Here is a 16,289-nt window from a genome sequence, read left to right as displayed (position 1 = left end):
TTAGTCGAAATAGTACACTAAGCGCGTTATAATGACGGCTGTTTAAATGCCGTCATTTGGTTCAGATACATTGAGCCGTTAAACTGTTTTTAAGGGGCCTGTGCATGTCATTATTTTTCCTAACTTTTGGGTTACTTATTTTAATTGTTGCAGCCATGGCTGTCGGTGTAATAGTGCAAAAGAAATCTATGGCAAGCAGCTGTGGCGGTTTAGGCGCGGTTGGTATTGAAAAGTCATGTGATTGCGATGATCCATGTGACCGTCGTAAAAAACGTATGGCGAAAGAACAAGCTTGGAAAGAGAACCAGATTCTTTAAGTTAAACTAAGCAAATCATCTTTAATTAAATGCGAGCTAAGGCTCGCATTTTTGATCTGAGGCTAAAATGACGAAGACATGGTATTTCCTAAGGCACGGTAAACCTGTTACTACAGGTATTCTAACTGGTTCTAAAACTGACGTTGCAGTGTCTGAGTTAGGGTTAGCAGCGATGGAGTCTGCTTTACCAAAAACAGTTCAATTTGATGCCTGTATTTCCTCCCCCATGCACCGTTGTCTGGGCTTTGCGAAAAAGCAATCTAGGCAATCAAGCTTACCACTGGTGATAGCAAAGCAGCTTCAAGAAATGGATTTTGGGGATTGGGATGGTCGAACTTATGAGTGGCTTTGGGAGAGCACAAAGAATCCAAGTATAGGTGAATTTTGGCAGGCTCCTTGGCAACATACGCCGCCAAATGGAGAGTCCCTTTGCGCATTTAGGTCTCGTGTTAGACAATGGTGGGAGGCAGAGCTATCAACTCGGCATACAACACATAACCTAGTTGTGACTCATGGTGGTGTGATCAAACAAATCTTAGCTGAAGTCCTTAACTTACCATTAGATTCTCTGTCCTCTATTAATAGTTTAGACGTTGGCTATGCTACATTGGTAAAGATAGAAGTTTACTTTGATGAAACACATAAGGCGTGGCCTAAAGTTGTGTTTTAGCCATCTAGACTTCATAATACGGTTTTTCTGATTAATCTTGGGAATAAGCTGAAACTGCTTAACTGTCCCCGCAACTGTGAAGTGTATTTAAATGCACGAAGTCAGATACCAAGGTCAGAAAAATCCTCTTGAGCGGGCGTACTCAAGAGCACACAATTTTAACTGTAATTCGGTTAGGACTGTGCGTTCGTGTCTGCCCAAACGTTAGTAAGGGTACGAATGCAATCAGCTTGTCAGCACTCTGAATTTGCTCTGCAAGTTTCAAACTTAAATTTGGTGCTAGATAATCATCAAATATTACAAAACATCTCTTTCGATGTAACTGAAGGGCAGTTTATTGGTTTATTGGGTCCTAATGGGGCTGGTAAGTCATCGCTGCTTCGTTGCCTTTACCGTTTTTTTATCCCTTCTAGTGGACAAATAACCCTTTTTAACAAAACGATTTCAAGCTTCTCGCATAACAAATATGCCCAGCAAGTTGCAGTGGTTCTGCAAGAAATGCCTGAGCATTTTAATCTATCGCTTTATGATGTGGTTGCAATGGGTGTAACACCTCATAAAAGTTTATTTTCAAAGTTAAATAAAGCCGATCATGAACTAATTGCAAAGTCTATTGAACAGGTTGGTCTGGTACACAAAATCAACGAGGCATTTGCTCACCTTTCTGGTGGTGAAAAACAAAGGGCATTGATCGCGAAAGCCATGGCACAAAAGCCTAGGCTATTGATTATGGATGAGCCAACCAGTCACTTGGATGTGAAATACCAAATACAAATTATGGAGCTTGCCAAAGCAATGGGGATCACAGTGATCGCATCTTTCCATGATTTAAATCTTGCGGCAGCTATGAGTGATAGCTTGCTGGTACTACAACAGGGTGAGTTATATAAAAGTGGAGCGCCAAGCGATGTGCTAGATGCGCAATTACTCAGTGATGTATTTGATGTCTGTGCTGAGGTCTCGCAAGTACCTTGCCCGTATAGAGACAAAACCCATATTCCTCATATCCGCTACCACTTTGGATATCAACTATGAAGCCGCTTATTTCGCTGTTAATTTTGCTGATAAGCTGCTTTTTTAGTGCTTTAGTTGCCGTTAAGCATGGCGCGATTGATATTAGTACGAGTGCTGTTTGGCAAACATTATTTGCTTATGATGCCAATGCCTTTGAGCAAAAAATTGTTATGGAACTACGTATTCCCAGAGTGATTTTGGCATTTGTTGCTGGCAGTGGCTTGGCATTGGCGGGCATTATTTTGCAAACAGTGACCCGTAACCCTTTGGCAGATCCTTACCTCTTTGGTATTTCATCAGGCGCATCATTTGGCGTCGTGTTACTCATCACATTTACAGGTATCACAGCTGGTTGGGCGATGTCAGGGGCGGCGTTTTTAGGTAGTACGCTGGCAATGACCCTATTGTTGCTGATTGCCTATGGACAAAGGTCTAGACAGGTAGAAGCGATGTTACTCGCCGGTGTTGCCTTATCTTTCTTATTTAGCGCATTTACCAGCTTGCTGTTGTATTGGAGTGATCCACAAGCTGTGAGTGCCATTATGTTTTGGAACTTAGGCAGCTTTAGTCGCGCTGATTGGCAATGGTTGTGGTTGCCCTGTTCAATTGTATTAATATGTATGGCTTGTATGCTGTTGTTTAGGCGTGGTTTAAACGCACTATTACTGGGTGATGAAAGCGCTGCAACATTAGGTATTCAGGTGGCTAAATTACGTTTAGTCATGTTGCTATTGAGCTCATTGCTGACCGCGGTATTGGTTGCTATGTGTGGTGGCATTGGCTTTGTCGGGTTAATGATCCCGCATTTGGTACGTTTTTTCATTTCACAGGCAACTTCCATTGGTCTGCTGTGTACCGCTTTAAGTGGTGGCTTAATGATGATATGGGTAGATCTATTTGCCCGTACTATTCTTGATAATCAAGAGCTTCCCATTGGTGTTATCACTGCTGCAATAGGCAGTGTGTTCTTTTTAACTTTACTGACTCTCAAACAAAAAAGGCCTTAGCGTATGTTCTCAGTTAAAGCACTTGATACGCGTTCTCGCGAACTTATCGAAAAGAAAATAAACCTGAAAACCAAGCCTTTGGGTGCGTTAGGTGAGCTAGAAACATTGGCTAAACAGCTGGTGACTATTTTCTCTCAGGGTATAGAACCTGAGCAGCTTTCAGCATTTCGACCACAAATCAGCAAACCCACTCTAACAGTGTTTGCAGGTGATCACGGTATTGCTGCAAAAGGTGTATCTATAGCACCTAGTGAAGTAACAGGCCAAATGGTAGCGAATTTCGCGTCAGGAGGCGCTGCAATTAATGTTTTCAGCAAACAATTAGGGTGGCAACTCGAGATAGTCGATTGCGGTATTCTAGTTGAACCCGACCAGACCTTAGGTGTTACGTCACAACGTTTGGGGTCAGTTACGCGTTCATTTGATGAGTGTGAAGCGCTAACGCAAGCTCAAGAAGCGCAAGGTTTTGAGTTTGCTAAGAAGCTTGTTCATAAACAATATCAGCAAGGCTGTAATACTTTTGCATTTGGTGAGATGGGCATTGGCAATACCAGTGCAGCATCGGCTATTTTTAGTGCGCTGAGTGGACTCTCTGCTGAATACACGGTTGGGCTTGGCACGGGTGTATCAAACGAAGTGGTAGATAAAAAAGTTGAGCTGATTAATAGCGCGCTTGATTTACACCGAGATAAACTGAATGACCCGCATGCAATCTTACGTTGTTTGGGTGGGTTTGAGATCTGTCAAATGGTCGGCGCCATGTTAGCCGTTGCTGAGTTACAGCAGGTTATTGTTGTCGATGGTTTTATCGCAACGGCAGCGGCATTACTGGCTATTCGTATTGAGCCAAACAGTCAAAGCTATATGGTGTTTGCCCATAGCTCTTCTGAGCAAGCACACCTGCAAATGTTAAATTCAATTAATGCTAAGCCTCTTTTAGATCTTGGTCTTAGATTGGGTGAAGGGACTGGGGCTGCATTGAGCTTACCTTTGCTACAAAGTGCTCTGGCGTTTTACAACGACATGAATAGCTTTGATGACGCGAATGTCACGAAAGTTGTTTGATATGAATAAACAACACTTTTTATTGGCGGTGAGCTTTTTAACTCGCGTGCCAGTGCATTTTAAACAAGAGATTGAAGACAATGCACTCAGTGAAGCCAGTGGTTATTTTGCCTTAGTTGGTTTGTTGTTGGGTTTTGCCTTGGCTGTTATCTTTGGTGTTGCGTCTTTGATTTTACCGCCAAGCGTTTGTGTGATCCTCACCCTCGCTCTGGGTATTTTAATTACTGGCGCATTTCATGAAGACGGTTTTGCCGATGTCTGGGACGGTTTTGGTGGCGGTTGGACTGTCTCGCAAAAGCTGTCGATTATGAAAGACAGTCGCTTAGGCACGTATGGTGCCAGCGCACTTATTTTATTACTGTTATTAAAGTTTCAGCTGCTGAGCCTGCTTAGTGATAGCTTTACACAAGTATTGTGTGCACTGGTATTAGGTCATACTTTAAGTCGTGCAGTGGCGACGAGCATCATTGGTAAGCTTGCTTATGTGCAAGAAGATGCGCAATCAAAAGTAAAGCCAGTCGCCATGTCGCTCTCTTCTCATGCAAAAGATTTCCTCGCATTAACTTCACTGTGCGTGCTATTTGTGCTGTGGCTCTTTACACCTTTGTCTTTAATGAGTGTGATTATTTTAGTTGCTGTTTTATTTTTAACTCGCCATCAGTGTATAAGCTGGTTTAAGCAACAGCTAGGTGGGTATACAGGAGATTGCTTAGGCGCCGCACAACAATGTTGTGAAATCATGATTTATTTAACTTTAGTGGCGCTCTGGGTGTAGCGGATGCGAGATATTAGCTATGACTCAAAATAATATTCATCTCATTCTAGGTGGCGCGCGCTCTGGCAAAAGCAGTTTCGCTGAACAAACGGCGTTGGATTTATATACTTCAGGCACAGTGAGTAAACTCGTATACATCGCCACGGCAGAAATTAAAGATGCCGAGATGGCTGAGCGCGTATTACATCATCGGGCAACGCGAGATAAGCGCTGGCAAGTGATTGAAGAGTCATGGTACCTAGCCGACACATTACAAAAATTTGGTGGCGACACTTGCGTATTAATCGACTGTTTAACCTTATGGTTAACGCATGGGCTATGTGAAAAGTCAGAGCCTGAACTGCAAGTGCAAAAGCAGCGTTTGCTCGAGGTATTACAACATACACGTGCATCGGTTCTGTTAGTCAGTAATGAAGTAGGTCATGGCTTAGTACCACTCGGCGAGTTAAGCCGCGTGTTTGTCGACCAGTCTGGCTGGTTAAATCAAGATATCGCCAAAGTTGCGCAGCGTGTTGACTTTATTATGGCTGGTTGCCCGTTAAGGATTAAATAAGTGACGAAGATGAAAACATTAATGGTACAGGGCACCACATCTGATGCGGGCAAAAGTACCTTGGTTGCGGGTTTATGCCGCGTGCTTGCTAGGGAAGGGATTAATGTTGCGCCGTTTAAACCTCAGAATATGGCACTCAATAGTGCGGTAACACCTTGTGGCGGCGAAATAGGCCGAGCTCAAGCACTACAAGCTATTGCTGCGAAACAGCCTTTAAGTACTGACTTTAACCCTATTTTACTCAAGCCCAATAGCGACACTGGTGCGCAAGTCATTATTCATGGCCGTGCCATTAGCAATATGGAAGCGGCGAAATACCATGACTATAAAAAAGTCGCAATGCAAGCAGTGCTTGAATCGCATCAAAGATTAGTGTCTGATTTTGATGCCATCATAGTAGAAGGCGCAGGAAGTCCTGCGGAAATCAATCTGCGAGAGAACGATATCGCCAATATGGGGTTTGCTTGTGAAGTGGATTGCCCAGTGATCATTATTGCTGACATTGATAAAGGTGGCGTGTTCGCACACCTTGTTGGCACCTTAATGTTACTCAGTGAATATGAGCAGTCCTTGGTGCAAGGCTTTGTGATCAACCGTTTTCGTGGCGATATTGCTTTGTTGCAATCGGGTCTTGATTGGCTCGAAGAAAAAACGGGTAAACCTGTGTTAGGTGTGCTGCCTTATATGCATGGCTTAAACATCGACGCTGAAGATGCCGTCGCAATGGATAATGTAGTGACAGATAAAAAACTCACGATAAGTGTGTTGTTACTGCCGCACATTAGTAATCACACTGACTTTGATAGCTTGCGGTTAAATCCTCAAATCGATTTGCGCTATGTAAAACATACCGAGCAAATCGGGCAAACTGATCTGATTATTATCCCAGGCAGTAAAAACGTCATTAACGACTTAGCTTTTTTACAGGCGCAAACATGGCAAACCGAAATACAGCGTCACTTACGTTATGGCGGTAAGGTGCTAGGCGTGTGTGGTGGTTTACAAATGTTGGGTCAACGCATTTGTGACCCTGATGCCATAGAAAGCTCACAGGCAGAAATTACAGGATTAGGGTTAGCTGAGTTTGAAACTCAGCTAACGCAAACCAAAACCCTGACTCAGGTGCAGGGTAAGTGCGTTATCAACCAGCAAAGCGTGGACATTAAAGGCTATGAAATTCACTGCGGACAAAGTAGCGGCCCCGCCCTTGAAAAGCCATTTATGTATTTTACTGACCATCCACAAGGTTTCCTGCAAGACGGTTTTATATCTGAAGATAACCAAATTGTTGGTACTTACTTACACGGTTTATTTGATGAGCCCAAAGCGGCTGAAGCCATTTTACACTGGGCGAGTAATGGCAAGCTAACAGAAACAAATTTTAGTCTAGATGAGCATCGTGAAAAACAGTTAGAGTGGCTGGCAGATGAATGTGAAGCGCATTTAGATATGAACAAAATTAAAGCATTAATCAATTTATAGGGTGTGAATTATGAGCGAACAAGATAGACATCAACAGAGGCAACAAAAAGTCAAAGAGAAGGTTGATGAAAAGGTTGCCGCTGCTAATATCGAAAAGGGCATTTTTCAGGTTATTACTGGTAATGGCAAGGGTAAATCGACGTCTGGTTTTGGGGTTGTGACGCGTTGTGTCGGCCATGGCCAAAACGCTGCTGTGGCACAGTTTATTAAAGGTATGTGGGATTGTGGTGAGCGTAACTTACTTGAGAAAGTAGGTGTGCCTTTTGCGGTAATGAAAACCGGCTTTACTTGGGAAACGCAAAACCGTGAAACAGACACGGCTGCAGCGGTTGAGACATGGCAGCAAGCCAAAAAGTGGTTAGCAGACGATAGCATAGATTTAGTATTACTTGACGAGCTGACCTATATGGTGAGCTACGATTATTTAGACTTAGATGAAGTTATCAGCGCTATCGAAAATCGTCCGAAAATGCAGTCTGTGATCGTGACAGGTCGTGGTGCGCACCGTCGTTTAACTGAGCTTGCTGACACGGTGAGTGAAGTGAGAAATGTGAAGCATGCTTTTGAATCCGGTGTTAAAGCACTAAAAGGATTTGACTACTGATGTGGCTAAAAAGGACTTTATTGATCATCTTTTTGCTGCTTACAAGTCAATATGTAGCAGCAAATCAATCACAAAGTGCATCACAACCTGATGCTCAACACAAAGCGCAACGTATTGTGGCTTTAGCGCCACACATTGTTGAAAACTTATTTGCAATAGGTGCAGGCGATAAAATTGTCGGCACCGTTGAATATGCAGATTATCCAGAGCAGGCGCTTGAGATCTCAAGAATTGGTGGCTATCACGGCATTCAACTTGAGAAGTTATTAGCTTTAAAACCTGATTTAGTGATCGCGTGGCAAACAGGTAATAAAAAAGCCGATCTTGAAAAGCTCGAGCAGCTAGGTATTAAAGTGGTTTATAGCGAAACCAATGACCTAACTAAAGTATCTGAGCAACTGACAGAATTTGGAGAGCTAACAGGTCATCAAGTACAGGCCAAACAAGTGGCTAAAGAATTTGATGTGCGTTTAGCCAAGTTGCAAAGCCAATATCAAGACGCAAAGTCGCTGGATGTATTTTATCAACTCTGGCCTGAGCCTATGATGAGCGTGAATAAAAACACTATGATCCACCAGGTATTGTCGATTTGCCAAGTTAACAATGTGTTTGCTCACAGTCGAGCAGATTATCCGCAAATTAGTATCGAAAATGTGCTTAAGTTTAAACCTCAAGTAATCGTATTACCTGAAGAGAAAACAAAGAAAGATGTGCAGCATACGGATTGGCAAAACTGGCCGCAGATCCCAGCTGTCGAACATCAGCAGTTTATTAGAGTCAATGCCGATCTATTACACCGTTTTAGTGTGCGAGCGCTCGATGGAGTTGCTGACTTATGTGGTAAACTGTCGCAATCTCGCCGTTACTATCAAGAGCAATCATAATGAAGACTTGGTCAGACTTTATCGCTGAACAAAGCCAGCAAACCTACCTTAAAGACACGCTAGAGTATGTCGCTCAAAAACGCAGTGAAGGCGTGACGGTGTTTCCTCCTGAACAACAGGTATTTTCAGCATTCGATGCCACGCCATTTGAGCAGGTTAAAGTGGTCATTTTAGGCCAAGACCCTTATCATGGACCTGATCAAGCTCATGGTCTATGCTTTTCAGTTTTGCCGGGAATTAAACCGCCTCCGTCATTGGCAAATATGTATAAAGAGCTGGTGCAGGACATAGAAGGGTTTAGTATTCCTGATCACGGTTATTTAATGCCATGGGCAGAGCAAGGTGTGTTATTGCTTAATACTGTATTGACGGTTGAACAAGGACAAGCACATTCACACAAACATCTAGGTTGGGAAAAGTTCACCGATAAGGTGATTGAAGAAATTAACCACCATAGAGAAGGCGTGGTGTTTTTATTATGGGGCGCCCATGCACAGAAGAAGGGTAAAAACATAGATAAAACGCGTCATCATGTTTTACATGCGCCACATCCATCGCCATTGTCAGCTCACAGAGGCTTCTTTGGTTGTCAGCACTTTTCAAAGACAAACGCGTTATTAACCAGTATGGGGAAATCCCCGATTAACTGGCAAGTTTAAACACATTTCCAAAAACGAAAAATGGCTCCCGAAGGAGCCATTTTTTTAGATTAAATCTAGTTCTTCTAGATCTAAGTTGTCTGCAAAATAGTCAAGTTCTTGTAGCTCTTTGCGAAGACGTTGCTTTTCTTTATAGGCTTCAATTTCGCGCCATTTTCGTTTTTGTTTTTTTGAAGAGGTGCGTTTTGTTGTTTCAGGACTTTCTAATACTGCAATGATATCGTCTAGGCTATCCATGATGTTCTCCCATTGATTATTGACCTCAAATGACGGTTTTACGTCAGCTTCTGTATATTTGATATACGTTTCGAGCAACTTCGGTATATCATAACTCGCTTAAAAATAAAACAACTATGTGTTGCTTTTGTTACAGTAAGGTAACAGTTTGATGAAGGTGAAACGCGGGGGAATCTGGCTTTTGGGCATAAAAAAACGCCGCATAATGCGGCGTTTATATTGAATATGTTTATTAATTATAGTGCTTTAAAACGCGCTTCTAGCGTTTCTTGTGCCTCAGCAAAAGCACGAATACCTTCAGCAAGCTTTTCAGTGGCCATCGCATCTTGGTTATGCTGCCAGCGGAATTGCGCTTCGGTTAATGGCGTAGGCTTAGCTTGTACTTCATAGTCGTTCTCAAGTAAGTACTCTTGTGCGTCAGTCAGCTCACCAAGCTCTTCAAGCAGTGCAGGGCTAATGGTTAGCTTGTCACAACCCGTTAAAGCAATGATTTCACCGGTATTCCTAAAGCTTGCACCCATTACCACAGTGTTATAACCATGCTGCTTGTAGAAAGAGTAGATGCTGCGAACAGACTGCACACCAGGGTCTTGCAGTGGATCAGTTGGTTTTTCTAAGCCGTTAGCAACGTGCCAGTCAAGAATACGCCCCACAAATGGTGAGATTAGGAAAACATTGGCATCAGCACATGCACGAGCTTGTGCACTGCTAAATAATAGCGTTAGGTTACACTTAATACCTTCTTTCTCTAACTGTTCAGCGGCTTTGATACCTTCCCAAGTTGATGCAATCTTGATTAAGATTTTGTCTTGGCTGATACCTTGCTCTTTGTACAGTGCAAGTAAGGTTTTGGCTTTTGCAATTGTCGCTTCTGTATCAAAAGATAAGCGCGCATCCACTTCAGTTGAGATGTAACCCGGGACAATATTGGCAATCTCTTTACCAATTAATACGGCAAAATAATCACACGCTAATTCGACTTGTTTGTCTGCGTCAGACTCGTTCGATTTTGCGTAATCCCAAGCTTGCGTTAAATAGGCTTGATAGGCTGGCATCTCAGCTGCTTTTAAAAGCAGTGAAGGGTTAGTGGTTGCATCTTCTGGTTGATGCTTACGAATGGCTTCAATGTCGCCGGTATCGGCAACGATTGATGAATGCTGTTTTAGCCTATCTAGTGCTGATGTCATTATGTTTCCTCATTCCTCTTACAGCTTATGGGCAAACTCTACTTCTCCTATGTTGCAATAGCGTGAATGGCATGAATAGGTCAATTGTCCTTATTTGACACTCACAAGTTGAGAATTAAAAAATATTCAAAGGAAGAAGAAGAGCACATATCCCGTATTGCTTGCCACTTAACAATCTTCACTTGCAGTAACAAAGGGATAGTGTTGAAATTGACACTAATTAATTTTTAAGTCAATAGGTAAGCCATGATCACAGTGATCTCTCCCGCGAAAAACTTAGATTACGATACGCCAGCGCATATCGACACTTTCACGCAGCCTGAGTTACTTGAACACTCAGAAGAGTTAATGACAGTGTGTCGTGAATTATCACCGCAGCAAATTGGCAGCTTGATGAAAATTAGTGACAAGCTTTCAGGCTTAAATGCTGCACGCTTTAGTGAGTGGACACAGCCTTTTACACCTGACAATGCGAAACAGGCGGTACTGGCGTTTAACGGTGATGTATACACTGGGTTAGACGCTGCATCGTTAGATGAGGGTACGCTAAGTTATGCACAGTCTCACTTACGCATTCTTTCTGGTTTATATGGCGTATTAAAGCCACTTGACTTGATGCAGGCTTACCGTTTAGAAATGGGCACTAAGCTTGAAAATACCCGTGGTAAAAATCTCTATGAGTTTTGGGGCACAGTGATCGCTGAGAAACTCAATGAAGCGTTAGCGGCTGAAGGAGCGACACAATTAGTGAACCTTGCTTCAAACGAGTATTTTAAAGCTGTTAATAAAAAAGCGCTTAAAGCAGATATCATCACCCCGGTATTTAAAGACTGCAAAAATGGTCAATATAAGGTGATCAGCTTTTATGCGAAGAAGGCCCGCGGCATGATGGCGCGCTACATTATGGAAAACCAAGTGACATCGCTTGAAGCGTTGAAAGCATTTGATGTCGCGGGTTACTATTTTAGTGCAGAAGCAACTCAAAAAGAAAACGAGCCGGTTTTCTTACGCGCTGAACAAAACTAAGTAAACCACTCATAATGTGTTAATCAGTGCGGGCTAAATACCGTCTGCACTGGTCTTCCTACCATCGAATCATCTTCTACACAATTTAGAGTAATAATGAATAAAAACGTCCTTTTCTTGGCTATCTGTCAGGGCTTGATCACCACGGGTAATATCTTATTAGTGACAATTGCTGCGCTTGTGGGTCAAGCATTAAGCCCATCGAGTGCACTTACAACGTTACCGGTAGCAACACAAATGTTGGGATTATTGTTGACTACAGTGCCTGCCTCGTTATTAATGGCTAAAATAGGCCGTAGAAAAGGTTTTAGTTTGGGTAATCTTATTGGGATCAGTGGTACGATCTTAGGGTTTTATTCATTACTGAATAGTCAGTTTTGGCTATTTTCATTAGCTACTTTTTTAATTGGAGTTGGCATTGGGTTCGCAACCCTATATCGTTTTGCAGCCATTGAAGTGAGTGACAATCCTGCTACTGCAATTTCAGCAGTGATGGCCAGCGGTGTCGTGGCGGCAGTATTAGGTCCAAATTTAGCGGTTTGGGTGAATAATCATTACCCTGAAATTAATTATGCCAATGCCTTTGTTGCCTTGATGGGCCTTTATATCTTGGCATTTTGTTTATTACAGCTTGTGAAGTTTAATGAGCTCAGCCAAGCAAGCGCAGATAAACCACAACGGCCTTTATCTGAGATTATGACGCAGCCTAAGTTTTTGCTTGCCGTATTGATTGCGATGATCAGCTACACCACAATGAACTTGTTGATGACCGCCACACCTTTGGCGATGCATCGCCATGGTTATGATCTTGCTGAGTCAGCACTTGTGATTGAATGGCATGTTTTAGGGATGTTTGTACCCTCATTTTTTACCGGTAAGCTAATTAATCGCTTTGGTCAGAGCAAAATTATGCAAGCAGGTGTAGTCATTGTATTGCTATGTTGTTTGGTGAATTTAATGGGGCTTAGCCATTGGCATTTCTTAGTGGCGTTGTGTTTGTTAGGTGTTGGTTGGAACTTTATGTTTATCGCTGCTACACAAATGGTCAGCGAGAGCTATCTGCCCCATGAGCGTGCTAAATCACAAGCCAGTAATGAATTCCTCGTTTTTAGTATGGTGACGGTTTCTTCATTGGGCGCAGGCTGGCTTGAGGCTGAAATAGGCTGGCAGTTATTAAATATGCTGACTATCCCTGTGATGCTTTTGGCCGCGGGTATTATCTGGCGATTAAAGCCTAGGTTAAAAGTAGCTTTAGAGACATAAAATGAAAAAGGGTCTGAAAGACCCTTTTAACTTCAACTAAGCTTGATAGTTACTTTTTCTTTTTAACTTTGGCTTTTGCCTTTTTCTTAGCTTTTATTTTAGCCGGATCTTTTTTCTTCTTTGGTAATTTCGCTGGTTTATTCTTCGGTTCTAACCCTTTAATAACACGAGATTTTAGTTGTTGTTCGGTGTAACGCTGAACCTTGCCTAAAATTGCCATATCATGGGCTTCAACTAAAGAGATAGCCGTGCCTTTTTTACCTGCGCGACCTGTACGGCCGATACGGTGTACGTAAATGTCTGCTGTACGCGGCATATCGAAGTTAAATACATGGGTTATGTCTTGAACATCAATACCACGCGCGGCTACATCAGTCGCTACTAGAATACGTGTTCGGCCCGCTTGGAAGTTGGCCATGGCCGTCATACGCTTGTCTTGAGGCATCTCACCACGTAACCAAGTGGTTTTAATATCGTGAGAATAAAGCTCACCAACAAGCTTTTCTAGTCGCTCACGCGTTTTAACGAAGACAATCGCTTTTTGTACTTCCTCTTCGTTCTTAAGTAACTCAACAAGTAGCTTTAGTTTGTGATTATAGTCATCAGCTAGGTGCACCCATTGATGAATTTTTCCTTTCTCTTTGCGTGATGGCTCAGCTTCAAGTAAGGCTGGGTCATTAAGAATGCGATCGGCGAATAACTCCACACTGTCGCCTTCAAGGGTGGCAGAGAATAAGAAACATTGACGGCGATTTTTTGCTTCATCACAAATACGTAGCATTTCTTTTTTGAAACCCATGTCTAGCATGCGGTCGGCTTCATCAAGAATAAGTAGCTCAACGTTTTCTGCGTGGAAGTTTTCAGTTTCAAGATATTCCATCAAACGACCCGGCGTCGCGATTAAGATATCGTTGTTCTTTTCGAAAATTTCTTTGTGACTGCCGTAGTTAATACCACCGGTTACAACACCAATTTTAAGGTGGGTATTTGCCGCAAGTAACTGACATTGCTCATGTACTTGGTAAGCAAGCTCACGGGTAGGCGTCATAATTAATACACGTGCAAAGCCTGGATCGCGACGTGGGAAGTCTAACAAGTATTGGATTGCAGGAATTAAAAACGCAGCTGTTTTACCCGTGCCTGTTGGTGCTGAGGCAAGAATATCTCGACCCATCAGACCTTCAGGAATAGAAAGTTGTTGAATGCTGGTGGCGGTTTTGAATCCCATTTTATCAATAGCTGAGAGGACTTTACCGTCTAGATCAAATTCAGAAAATTGCATAGTGCATCATAAATAAAGGACAATGTGCTCAATTATACGCGTGATAGTGAATTTGGAAAAGCGAGATTATGGCAGGCTTTGCGTTTAAGCAGTTTTGTATAGAGCAAGAGAACACCGCAATGAAGGTCTCAACCGATGGAATTTTGCTCGGTGCTTGGGTGAATTTGTCAGGAGTAAAAAGCTTGCTAGATGTCGGTGCAGGCACAGGGCTATTGTCTTTGATGTGCAAGCAACGTTCTGAATGTTTAGCTGTGACAGCCGTTGAGATTGAATCTGGTGCGTTTCAAGATGCGCATTTGAATATCCAAAACAGCCCATGGCAGGATGGTATTATTTTACATCAATCTGCTATTCAAGATTTTCAGAGCGATATTCAATTCGACTTGGTGATCAGTAACCCACCATATTTTAATGATAGCTTAAAAGGTCCATCGGCAGCCCGAAATTTAGCGCGCCATACGGATTCATTGAGTTTCAGTGCGTTACTAAATGAATTTAAACGTTTATCTCATCCATTAAGTTGTTTAGCAGTGGTGCTACCTTACAAAGAAGGATTAGAGTTTATTGAGCTAGCTCAACAACAAGATTTGCATCTTGTGCGTAAATGCGAGGTGAAAACGACAGAGCGCAAGGCTGCCAGCCGTTTATTACTCGAGTTTGAATATGCTTCTAACAGAGTTTTTGTTGAGCCTGAGAATACGGTGTTGTGTATTCATGAAAACGGTCAATACAGCGAAGACTTTACAACATTTTGTCGTGACTTTTACTTAAAAATGTAAAGACGTTCCTGAATTGGGGAGTTTGCGCATTTTTGATTTAGATGCGCTAGAATACAAGGTTATATCTGGCTGTTTATATGTGCTGGATACCTTTTCTTTTTATAAATATTTCACGGGGTTTGTATGTCAGATAAGTGCTATATCACAGCACAGCAGTTGCTTGAGGATTCTTTTCGTTTAGCCGCGCAAGTTTATGATGATGGTTTCCGTCCTGACTTCATCATTGGTATTTGGCGAGGTGGTGCGCCTATCGGTATCGCTGTGCAAGAGTATTACGATTACAAAGGTATAGAGACAGATCACATTGCTGTGCGTACATCTTCTTACTATGGTATCGGCAAACAATCAAAAGAAATTAAAGTACACGGTCTTCATTACATTATCGAAAATGCGAATGCAGATGACTCGTTACTCATTGTGGACGATGTGTTTGATTCAGGCCGCAGTATTTTCGCATTAAAAGAAAAGCTTTCTGAGCTAATGCGTTTAAACTTGCCTAAAGACATTCGTACAGCTTGCCCTTACTACAAGCCAAAGAATACTAAAGTACCTATGAAGCCTGATTATTTCATTCATGAATCAGATGAGTGGTTAGTGTTTCCGCATGAGTTATCAGGTTTAACGCCAGATGAAATCGCAGAGGGTAAATCAGATTTAAGTAATATCAGTGAGTTATTTACTAAATAGCATTGCAGACAAAAATAAAAAACCGCATTTTGAAATGCGGTTTTTTTAAGTAATGATTTTTAAGATTAATAATTTTCTATGCCCATCCATCGTAACGTTTTTTACGAGAGAGCAATAAAGTTAGAATTACACCAATTAGTAAACCACCAATACCAATAGCTCCACCATACGTTAACATGAGATGTTGTTCAGCTTGATCTGAGTTCAGGGCTTTTTGCTTTTCATCTTCTACAGATTTTTCTAAGCGTTGGATCGTTTGCTGTAAATTTTGATTTTCAGATTCTAGGTCTTGATTGAGCTGCTGTAAGCGAGGTAAATCTGTCTGTGCATCATTCAATGCTTGTTGAGTTTGCTGTAGTTGTAAGCCTAACTCATCTAACTGCATGGCGAAGCCAGCTTGGGTTGAAACAAATTGTGATTCAACCCACACTTCGCGTCCTTTGTCGTCAGTGATTTGCTGAAAACCATTTTCATTACCTTGCATCAGCGCAATTTGACTGCCTGCATCTACTGAACCGACAATACGGTAATTTTTGCCAGGTCCAGAATGTACATAAACGAATAGATTATCTGAAATATAGGCTACATTTTCGCTAGCGTTGTTTGTTTCAGCTGCTTGCACCTCTTCAGCGAGTGAATAGTGCGAAACAAGTGCGAAAAGTGTTGGCACTAAAATACGTTTTAACATCCGTGACCTTTATAGAGAGTAGTTTTTTCAGATAGTATGAATTTCAAAGGGCAATATCAAGTGAAGCGCTAAACTTCCTTGAACTTGCGGCAAAAAGATTGCAAATGGCT

General features: G+C 42.2%; 19 protein-coding genes and 1 riboswitch. Of the genes, 15 read left to right on the top strand and 4 right to left on the bottom strand.

Going from position 1 to position 16,289, the window contains the following annotated elements; genetic code table 11:
* Positions 1–104: 104 nt before the first annotated feature.
* From nqrM to ung, 11 genes are all read left to right on the top strand, one after another.
* A complete protein-coding gene (gene nqrM / locus ACGHEH_RS04205; protein ID WP_058030883.1) occupies positions 105–317 on the top strand; it encodes a (Na+)-NQR maturation NqrM in 213 nt (70 codons plus the stop codon).
* Positions 318–384: 67 nt separating this feature from the next.
* A complete protein-coding gene (locus ACGHEH_RS04200; RefSeq protein ID WP_390442034.1) occupies positions 385–987 on the top strand; it encodes a histidine phosphatase family protein in 603 nt (200 codons plus the stop codon).
* Positions 977–1,121, top strand: a riboswitch (cobalamin riboswitch). Its footprint overlaps the gene before it by 11 nt.
* Positions 1,122–1,206: 85 nt before the next feature.
* Positions 1,207–2,022: an ABC transporter ATP-binding protein gene (locus ACGHEH_RS04195; protein WP_390442032.1), complete on the top strand. Its 816-nt coding sequence runs from the start codon at positions 1,207–1,209 to the stop codon at positions 2,020–2,022.
* Positions 2,019–3,008, top strand: coding sequence for a FecCD family ABC transporter permease (locus ACGHEH_RS04190; RefSeq protein ID WP_390442030.1), 990 nt, complete (start codon positions 2,019–2,021; stop codon positions 3,006–3,008). Before ACGHEH_RS04195 ends, ACGHEH_RS04190 begins: the two co-directional genes overlap by 4 nt.
* A 3-nt stretch (positions 3,009–3,011) precedes the next feature.
* A complete protein-coding gene (cobT, locus tag ACGHEH_RS04185) occupies positions 3,012–4,073 on the top strand; it encodes a nicotinate-nucleotide--dimethylbenzimidazole phosphoribosyltransferase (RefSeq protein ID WP_390442028.1) in 1,062 nt (353 codons plus the stop codon).
* A gap of 1 nt (position 4,074) precedes the next feature.
* Positions 4,075–4,848: an adenosylcobinamide-GDP ribazoletransferase gene (locus ACGHEH_RS04180; RefSeq protein WP_390442026.1), complete on the top strand. Its 774-nt coding sequence runs from the start codon at positions 4,075–4,077 to the stop codon at positions 4,846–4,848.
* Between the two features lie 19 nt (positions 4,849–4,867).
* A complete protein-coding gene (gene cobU / locus ACGHEH_RS04175; protein WP_390442024.1) occupies positions 4,868–5,401 on the top strand; it encodes a bifunctional adenosylcobinamide kinase/adenosylcobinamide-phosphate guanylyltransferase in 534 nt (177 codons plus the stop codon).
* Positions 5,402–5,410: 9 nt separating this feature from the next.
* Positions 5,411–6,883 (top strand): cobyric acid synthase, encoded by a 1,473-nt coding sequence (locus ACGHEH_RS04170; protein ID WP_390442022.1) that lies wholly within the window; start codon positions 5,411–5,413, stop codon positions 6,881–6,883.
* A 10-nt stretch (positions 6,884–6,893) separates the two neighbouring features.
* Positions 6,894–7,487, top strand: coding sequence for a cob(I)yrinic acid a,c-diamide adenosyltransferase (gene cobO / locus ACGHEH_RS04165; protein WP_349285512.1), 594 nt, complete (start codon positions 6,894–6,896; stop codon positions 7,485–7,487).
* Positions 7,487–8,371, top strand: coding sequence for a cobalamin-binding protein (locus ACGHEH_RS04160; protein ID WP_390442020.1), 885 nt, complete (start codon positions 7,487–7,489; stop codon positions 8,369–8,371). Before cobO ends, ACGHEH_RS04160 begins: the two co-directional genes overlap by 1 nt.
* Positions 8,371–9,030: a uracil-DNA glycosylase gene (ung, locus tag ACGHEH_RS04155; RefSeq protein ID WP_390442018.1), complete on the top strand. Its 660-nt coding sequence runs from the start codon at positions 8,371–8,373 to the stop codon at positions 9,028–9,030. Before ACGHEH_RS04160 ends, ung begins: the two co-directional genes overlap by 1 nt.
* Before the next feature lie 45 nt (positions 9,031–9,075).
* Here ung and ACGHEH_RS04150 read toward each other — a convergent pair whose 3' ends face one another.
* Together ACGHEH_RS04150 and tal are read right to left on the bottom strand one after the other, a co-directional pair.
* Positions 9,076–9,267: a DUF3545 family protein gene (locus tag ACGHEH_RS04150; protein WP_130254710.1), complete on the bottom strand. Its 192-nt coding sequence runs from the start codon at positions 9,265–9,267 to the stop codon at positions 9,076–9,078.
* 236 nt (positions 9,268–9,503) lie between these two features.
* Positions 9,504–10,454: a transaldolase gene (gene tal, locus ACGHEH_RS04145; protein WP_390442016.1), complete on the bottom strand. Its 951-nt coding sequence runs from the start codon at positions 10,452–10,454 to the stop codon at positions 9,504–9,506.
* 246 nt (positions 10,455–10,700) lie between these two features.
* Between tal and yaaA the strand changes: the two genes are divergently transcribed.
* A complete protein-coding gene (yaaA, locus tag ACGHEH_RS04140) occupies positions 10,701–11,480 on the top strand; it encodes a peroxide stress protein YaaA (RefSeq protein WP_138566940.1) in 780 nt (259 codons plus the stop codon).
* 96 nt (positions 11,481–11,576) lie between these two features.
* Entirely contained in the window at positions 11,577–12,743 is a 1,167-nt protein-coding gene (locus ACGHEH_RS04135) for an MFS transporter (RefSeq protein ID WP_390442013.1), read from the top strand.
* A gap of 49 nt (positions 12,744–12,792) precedes the next feature.
* On the opposite strand, the gene srmB is transcribed toward ACGHEH_RS04135, so the two are convergent.
* On the bottom strand, positions 12,793–14,025 hold the full coding sequence (gene srmB / locus ACGHEH_RS04130; RefSeq protein ID WP_058030869.1) for an ATP-dependent RNA helicase SrmB: 1,233 nt from the start codon (positions 14,023–14,025) through the stop codon (positions 12,793–12,795).
* A gap of 68 nt (positions 14,026–14,093) precedes the next feature.
* On the opposite strand from srmB, the gene ACGHEH_RS04125 reads away from it, so the two are divergent.
* Both ACGHEH_RS04125 and ACGHEH_RS04120 read left to right on the top strand, forming a co-directional pair.
* Entirely contained in the window at positions 14,094–14,804 is a 711-nt protein-coding gene (locus ACGHEH_RS04125; RefSeq protein ID WP_390442011.1) for a tRNA1(Val) (adenine(37)-N6)-methyltransferase, read from the top strand.
* A gap of 123 nt (positions 14,805–14,927) precedes the next feature.
* Positions 14,928–15,491: a phosphoribosyltransferase gene (locus ACGHEH_RS04120; protein ID WP_058030867.1), complete on the top strand. Its 564-nt coding sequence runs from the start codon at positions 14,928–14,930 to the stop codon at positions 15,489–15,491.
* Positions 15,492–15,567: 76 nt separating this feature from the next.
* Here ACGHEH_RS04120 and ACGHEH_RS04115 read toward each other — a convergent pair whose 3' ends face one another.
* Positions 15,568–16,179, bottom strand: coding sequence for a TIGR04211 family SH3 domain-containing protein (locus ACGHEH_RS04115; protein ID WP_130254716.1), 612 nt, complete (start codon positions 16,177–16,179; stop codon positions 15,568–15,570).
* Positions 16,180–16,289 lie beyond the last annotated feature (110 nt).

Source organism: Pseudoalteromonas sp. MTN2-4, assembly GCF_042848605.1.
Lineage (GTDB): Bacteria > Pseudomonadota > Gammaproteobacteria > Enterobacterales > Alteromonadaceae > Pseudoalteromonas.
Note: the sequence above shows the minus strand (reverse complement) of the source record. Positions and strands in the feature narration are given on the sequence as shown.

Excerpts from the sequence above, each read along its gene's own strand:
- nqrM (WP_058030883.1), top strand. The coding sequence starts at position 105 with ATGTCATTATTTTTCCTAACTTTTGGGTTACTTATTTTAATTGTTGCA.
- ACGHEH_RS04200 (WP_390442034.1), top strand. The coding sequence starts at position 385 with ATGACGAAGACATGGTATTTCCTAAGGCACGGTAAACCTGTTACTACA.
- ACGHEH_RS04195 (WP_390442032.1), top strand. The coding sequence starts at position 1,207 with ATGCAATCAGCTTGTCAGCACTCTGAATTTGCTCTGCAAGTTTCAAAC.
- ACGHEH_RS04190 (WP_390442030.1), top strand. The coding sequence starts at position 2,019 with ATGAAGCCGCTTATTTCGCTGTTAATTTTGCTGATAAGCTGCTTTTTT.
- cobT (WP_390442028.1), top strand. The coding sequence starts at position 3,012 with ATGTTCTCAGTTAAAGCACTTGATACGCGTTCTCGCGAACTTATCGAA.
- ACGHEH_RS04180 (WP_390442026.1), top strand. The coding sequence starts at position 4,075 with ATGAATAAACAACACTTTTTATTGGCGGTGAGCTTTTTAACTCGCGTG.
- cobU (WP_390442024.1), top strand. The coding sequence starts at position 4,868 with ATGACTCAAAATAATATTCATCTCATTCTAGGTGGCGCGCGCTCTGGC.
- ACGHEH_RS04170 (WP_390442022.1), top strand. The coding sequence starts at position 5,411 with ATGAAAACATTAATGGTACAGGGCACCACATCTGATGCGGGCAAAAGT.
- cobO (WP_349285512.1), top strand. The coding sequence starts at position 6,894 with ATGAGCGAACAAGATAGACATCAACAGAGGCAACAAAAAGTCAAAGAG.
- ACGHEH_RS04160 (WP_390442020.1), top strand. The coding sequence starts at position 7,487 with ATGTGGCTAAAAAGGACTTTATTGATCATCTTTTTGCTGCTTACAAGT.
- ung (WP_390442018.1), top strand. The coding sequence starts at position 8,371 with ATGAAGACTTGGTCAGACTTTATCGCTGAACAAAGCCAGCAAACCTAC.
- ACGHEH_RS04150 (WP_130254710.1), bottom strand. The coding sequence starts at position 9,267 with ATGGATAGCCTAGACGATATCATTGCAGTATTAGAAAGTCCTGAAACA.
- tal (WP_390442016.1), bottom strand. The coding sequence starts at position 10,454 with ATGACATCAGCACTAGATAGGCTAAAACAGCATTCATCAATCGTTGCC.
- yaaA (WP_138566940.1), top strand. The coding sequence starts at position 10,701 with ATGATCACAGTGATCTCTCCCGCGAAAAACTTAGATTACGATACGCCA.
- ACGHEH_RS04135 (WP_390442013.1), top strand. The coding sequence starts at position 11,577 with ATGAATAAAAACGTCCTTTTCTTGGCTATCTGTCAGGGCTTGATCACC.
- srmB (WP_058030869.1), bottom strand. The coding sequence starts at position 14,025 with ATGCAATTTTCTGAATTTGATCTAGACGGTAAAGTCCTCTCAGCTATT.
- ACGHEH_RS04125 (WP_390442011.1), top strand. The coding sequence starts at position 14,094 with ATGGCAGGCTTTGCGTTTAAGCAGTTTTGTATAGAGCAAGAGAACACC.
- ACGHEH_RS04120 (WP_058030867.1), top strand. The coding sequence starts at position 14,928 with ATGTCAGATAAGTGCTATATCACAGCACAGCAGTTGCTTGAGGATTCT.
- ACGHEH_RS04115 (WP_130254716.1), bottom strand. The coding sequence starts at position 16,179 with ATGTTAAAACGTATTTTAGTGCCAACACTTTTCGCACTTGTTTCGCAC.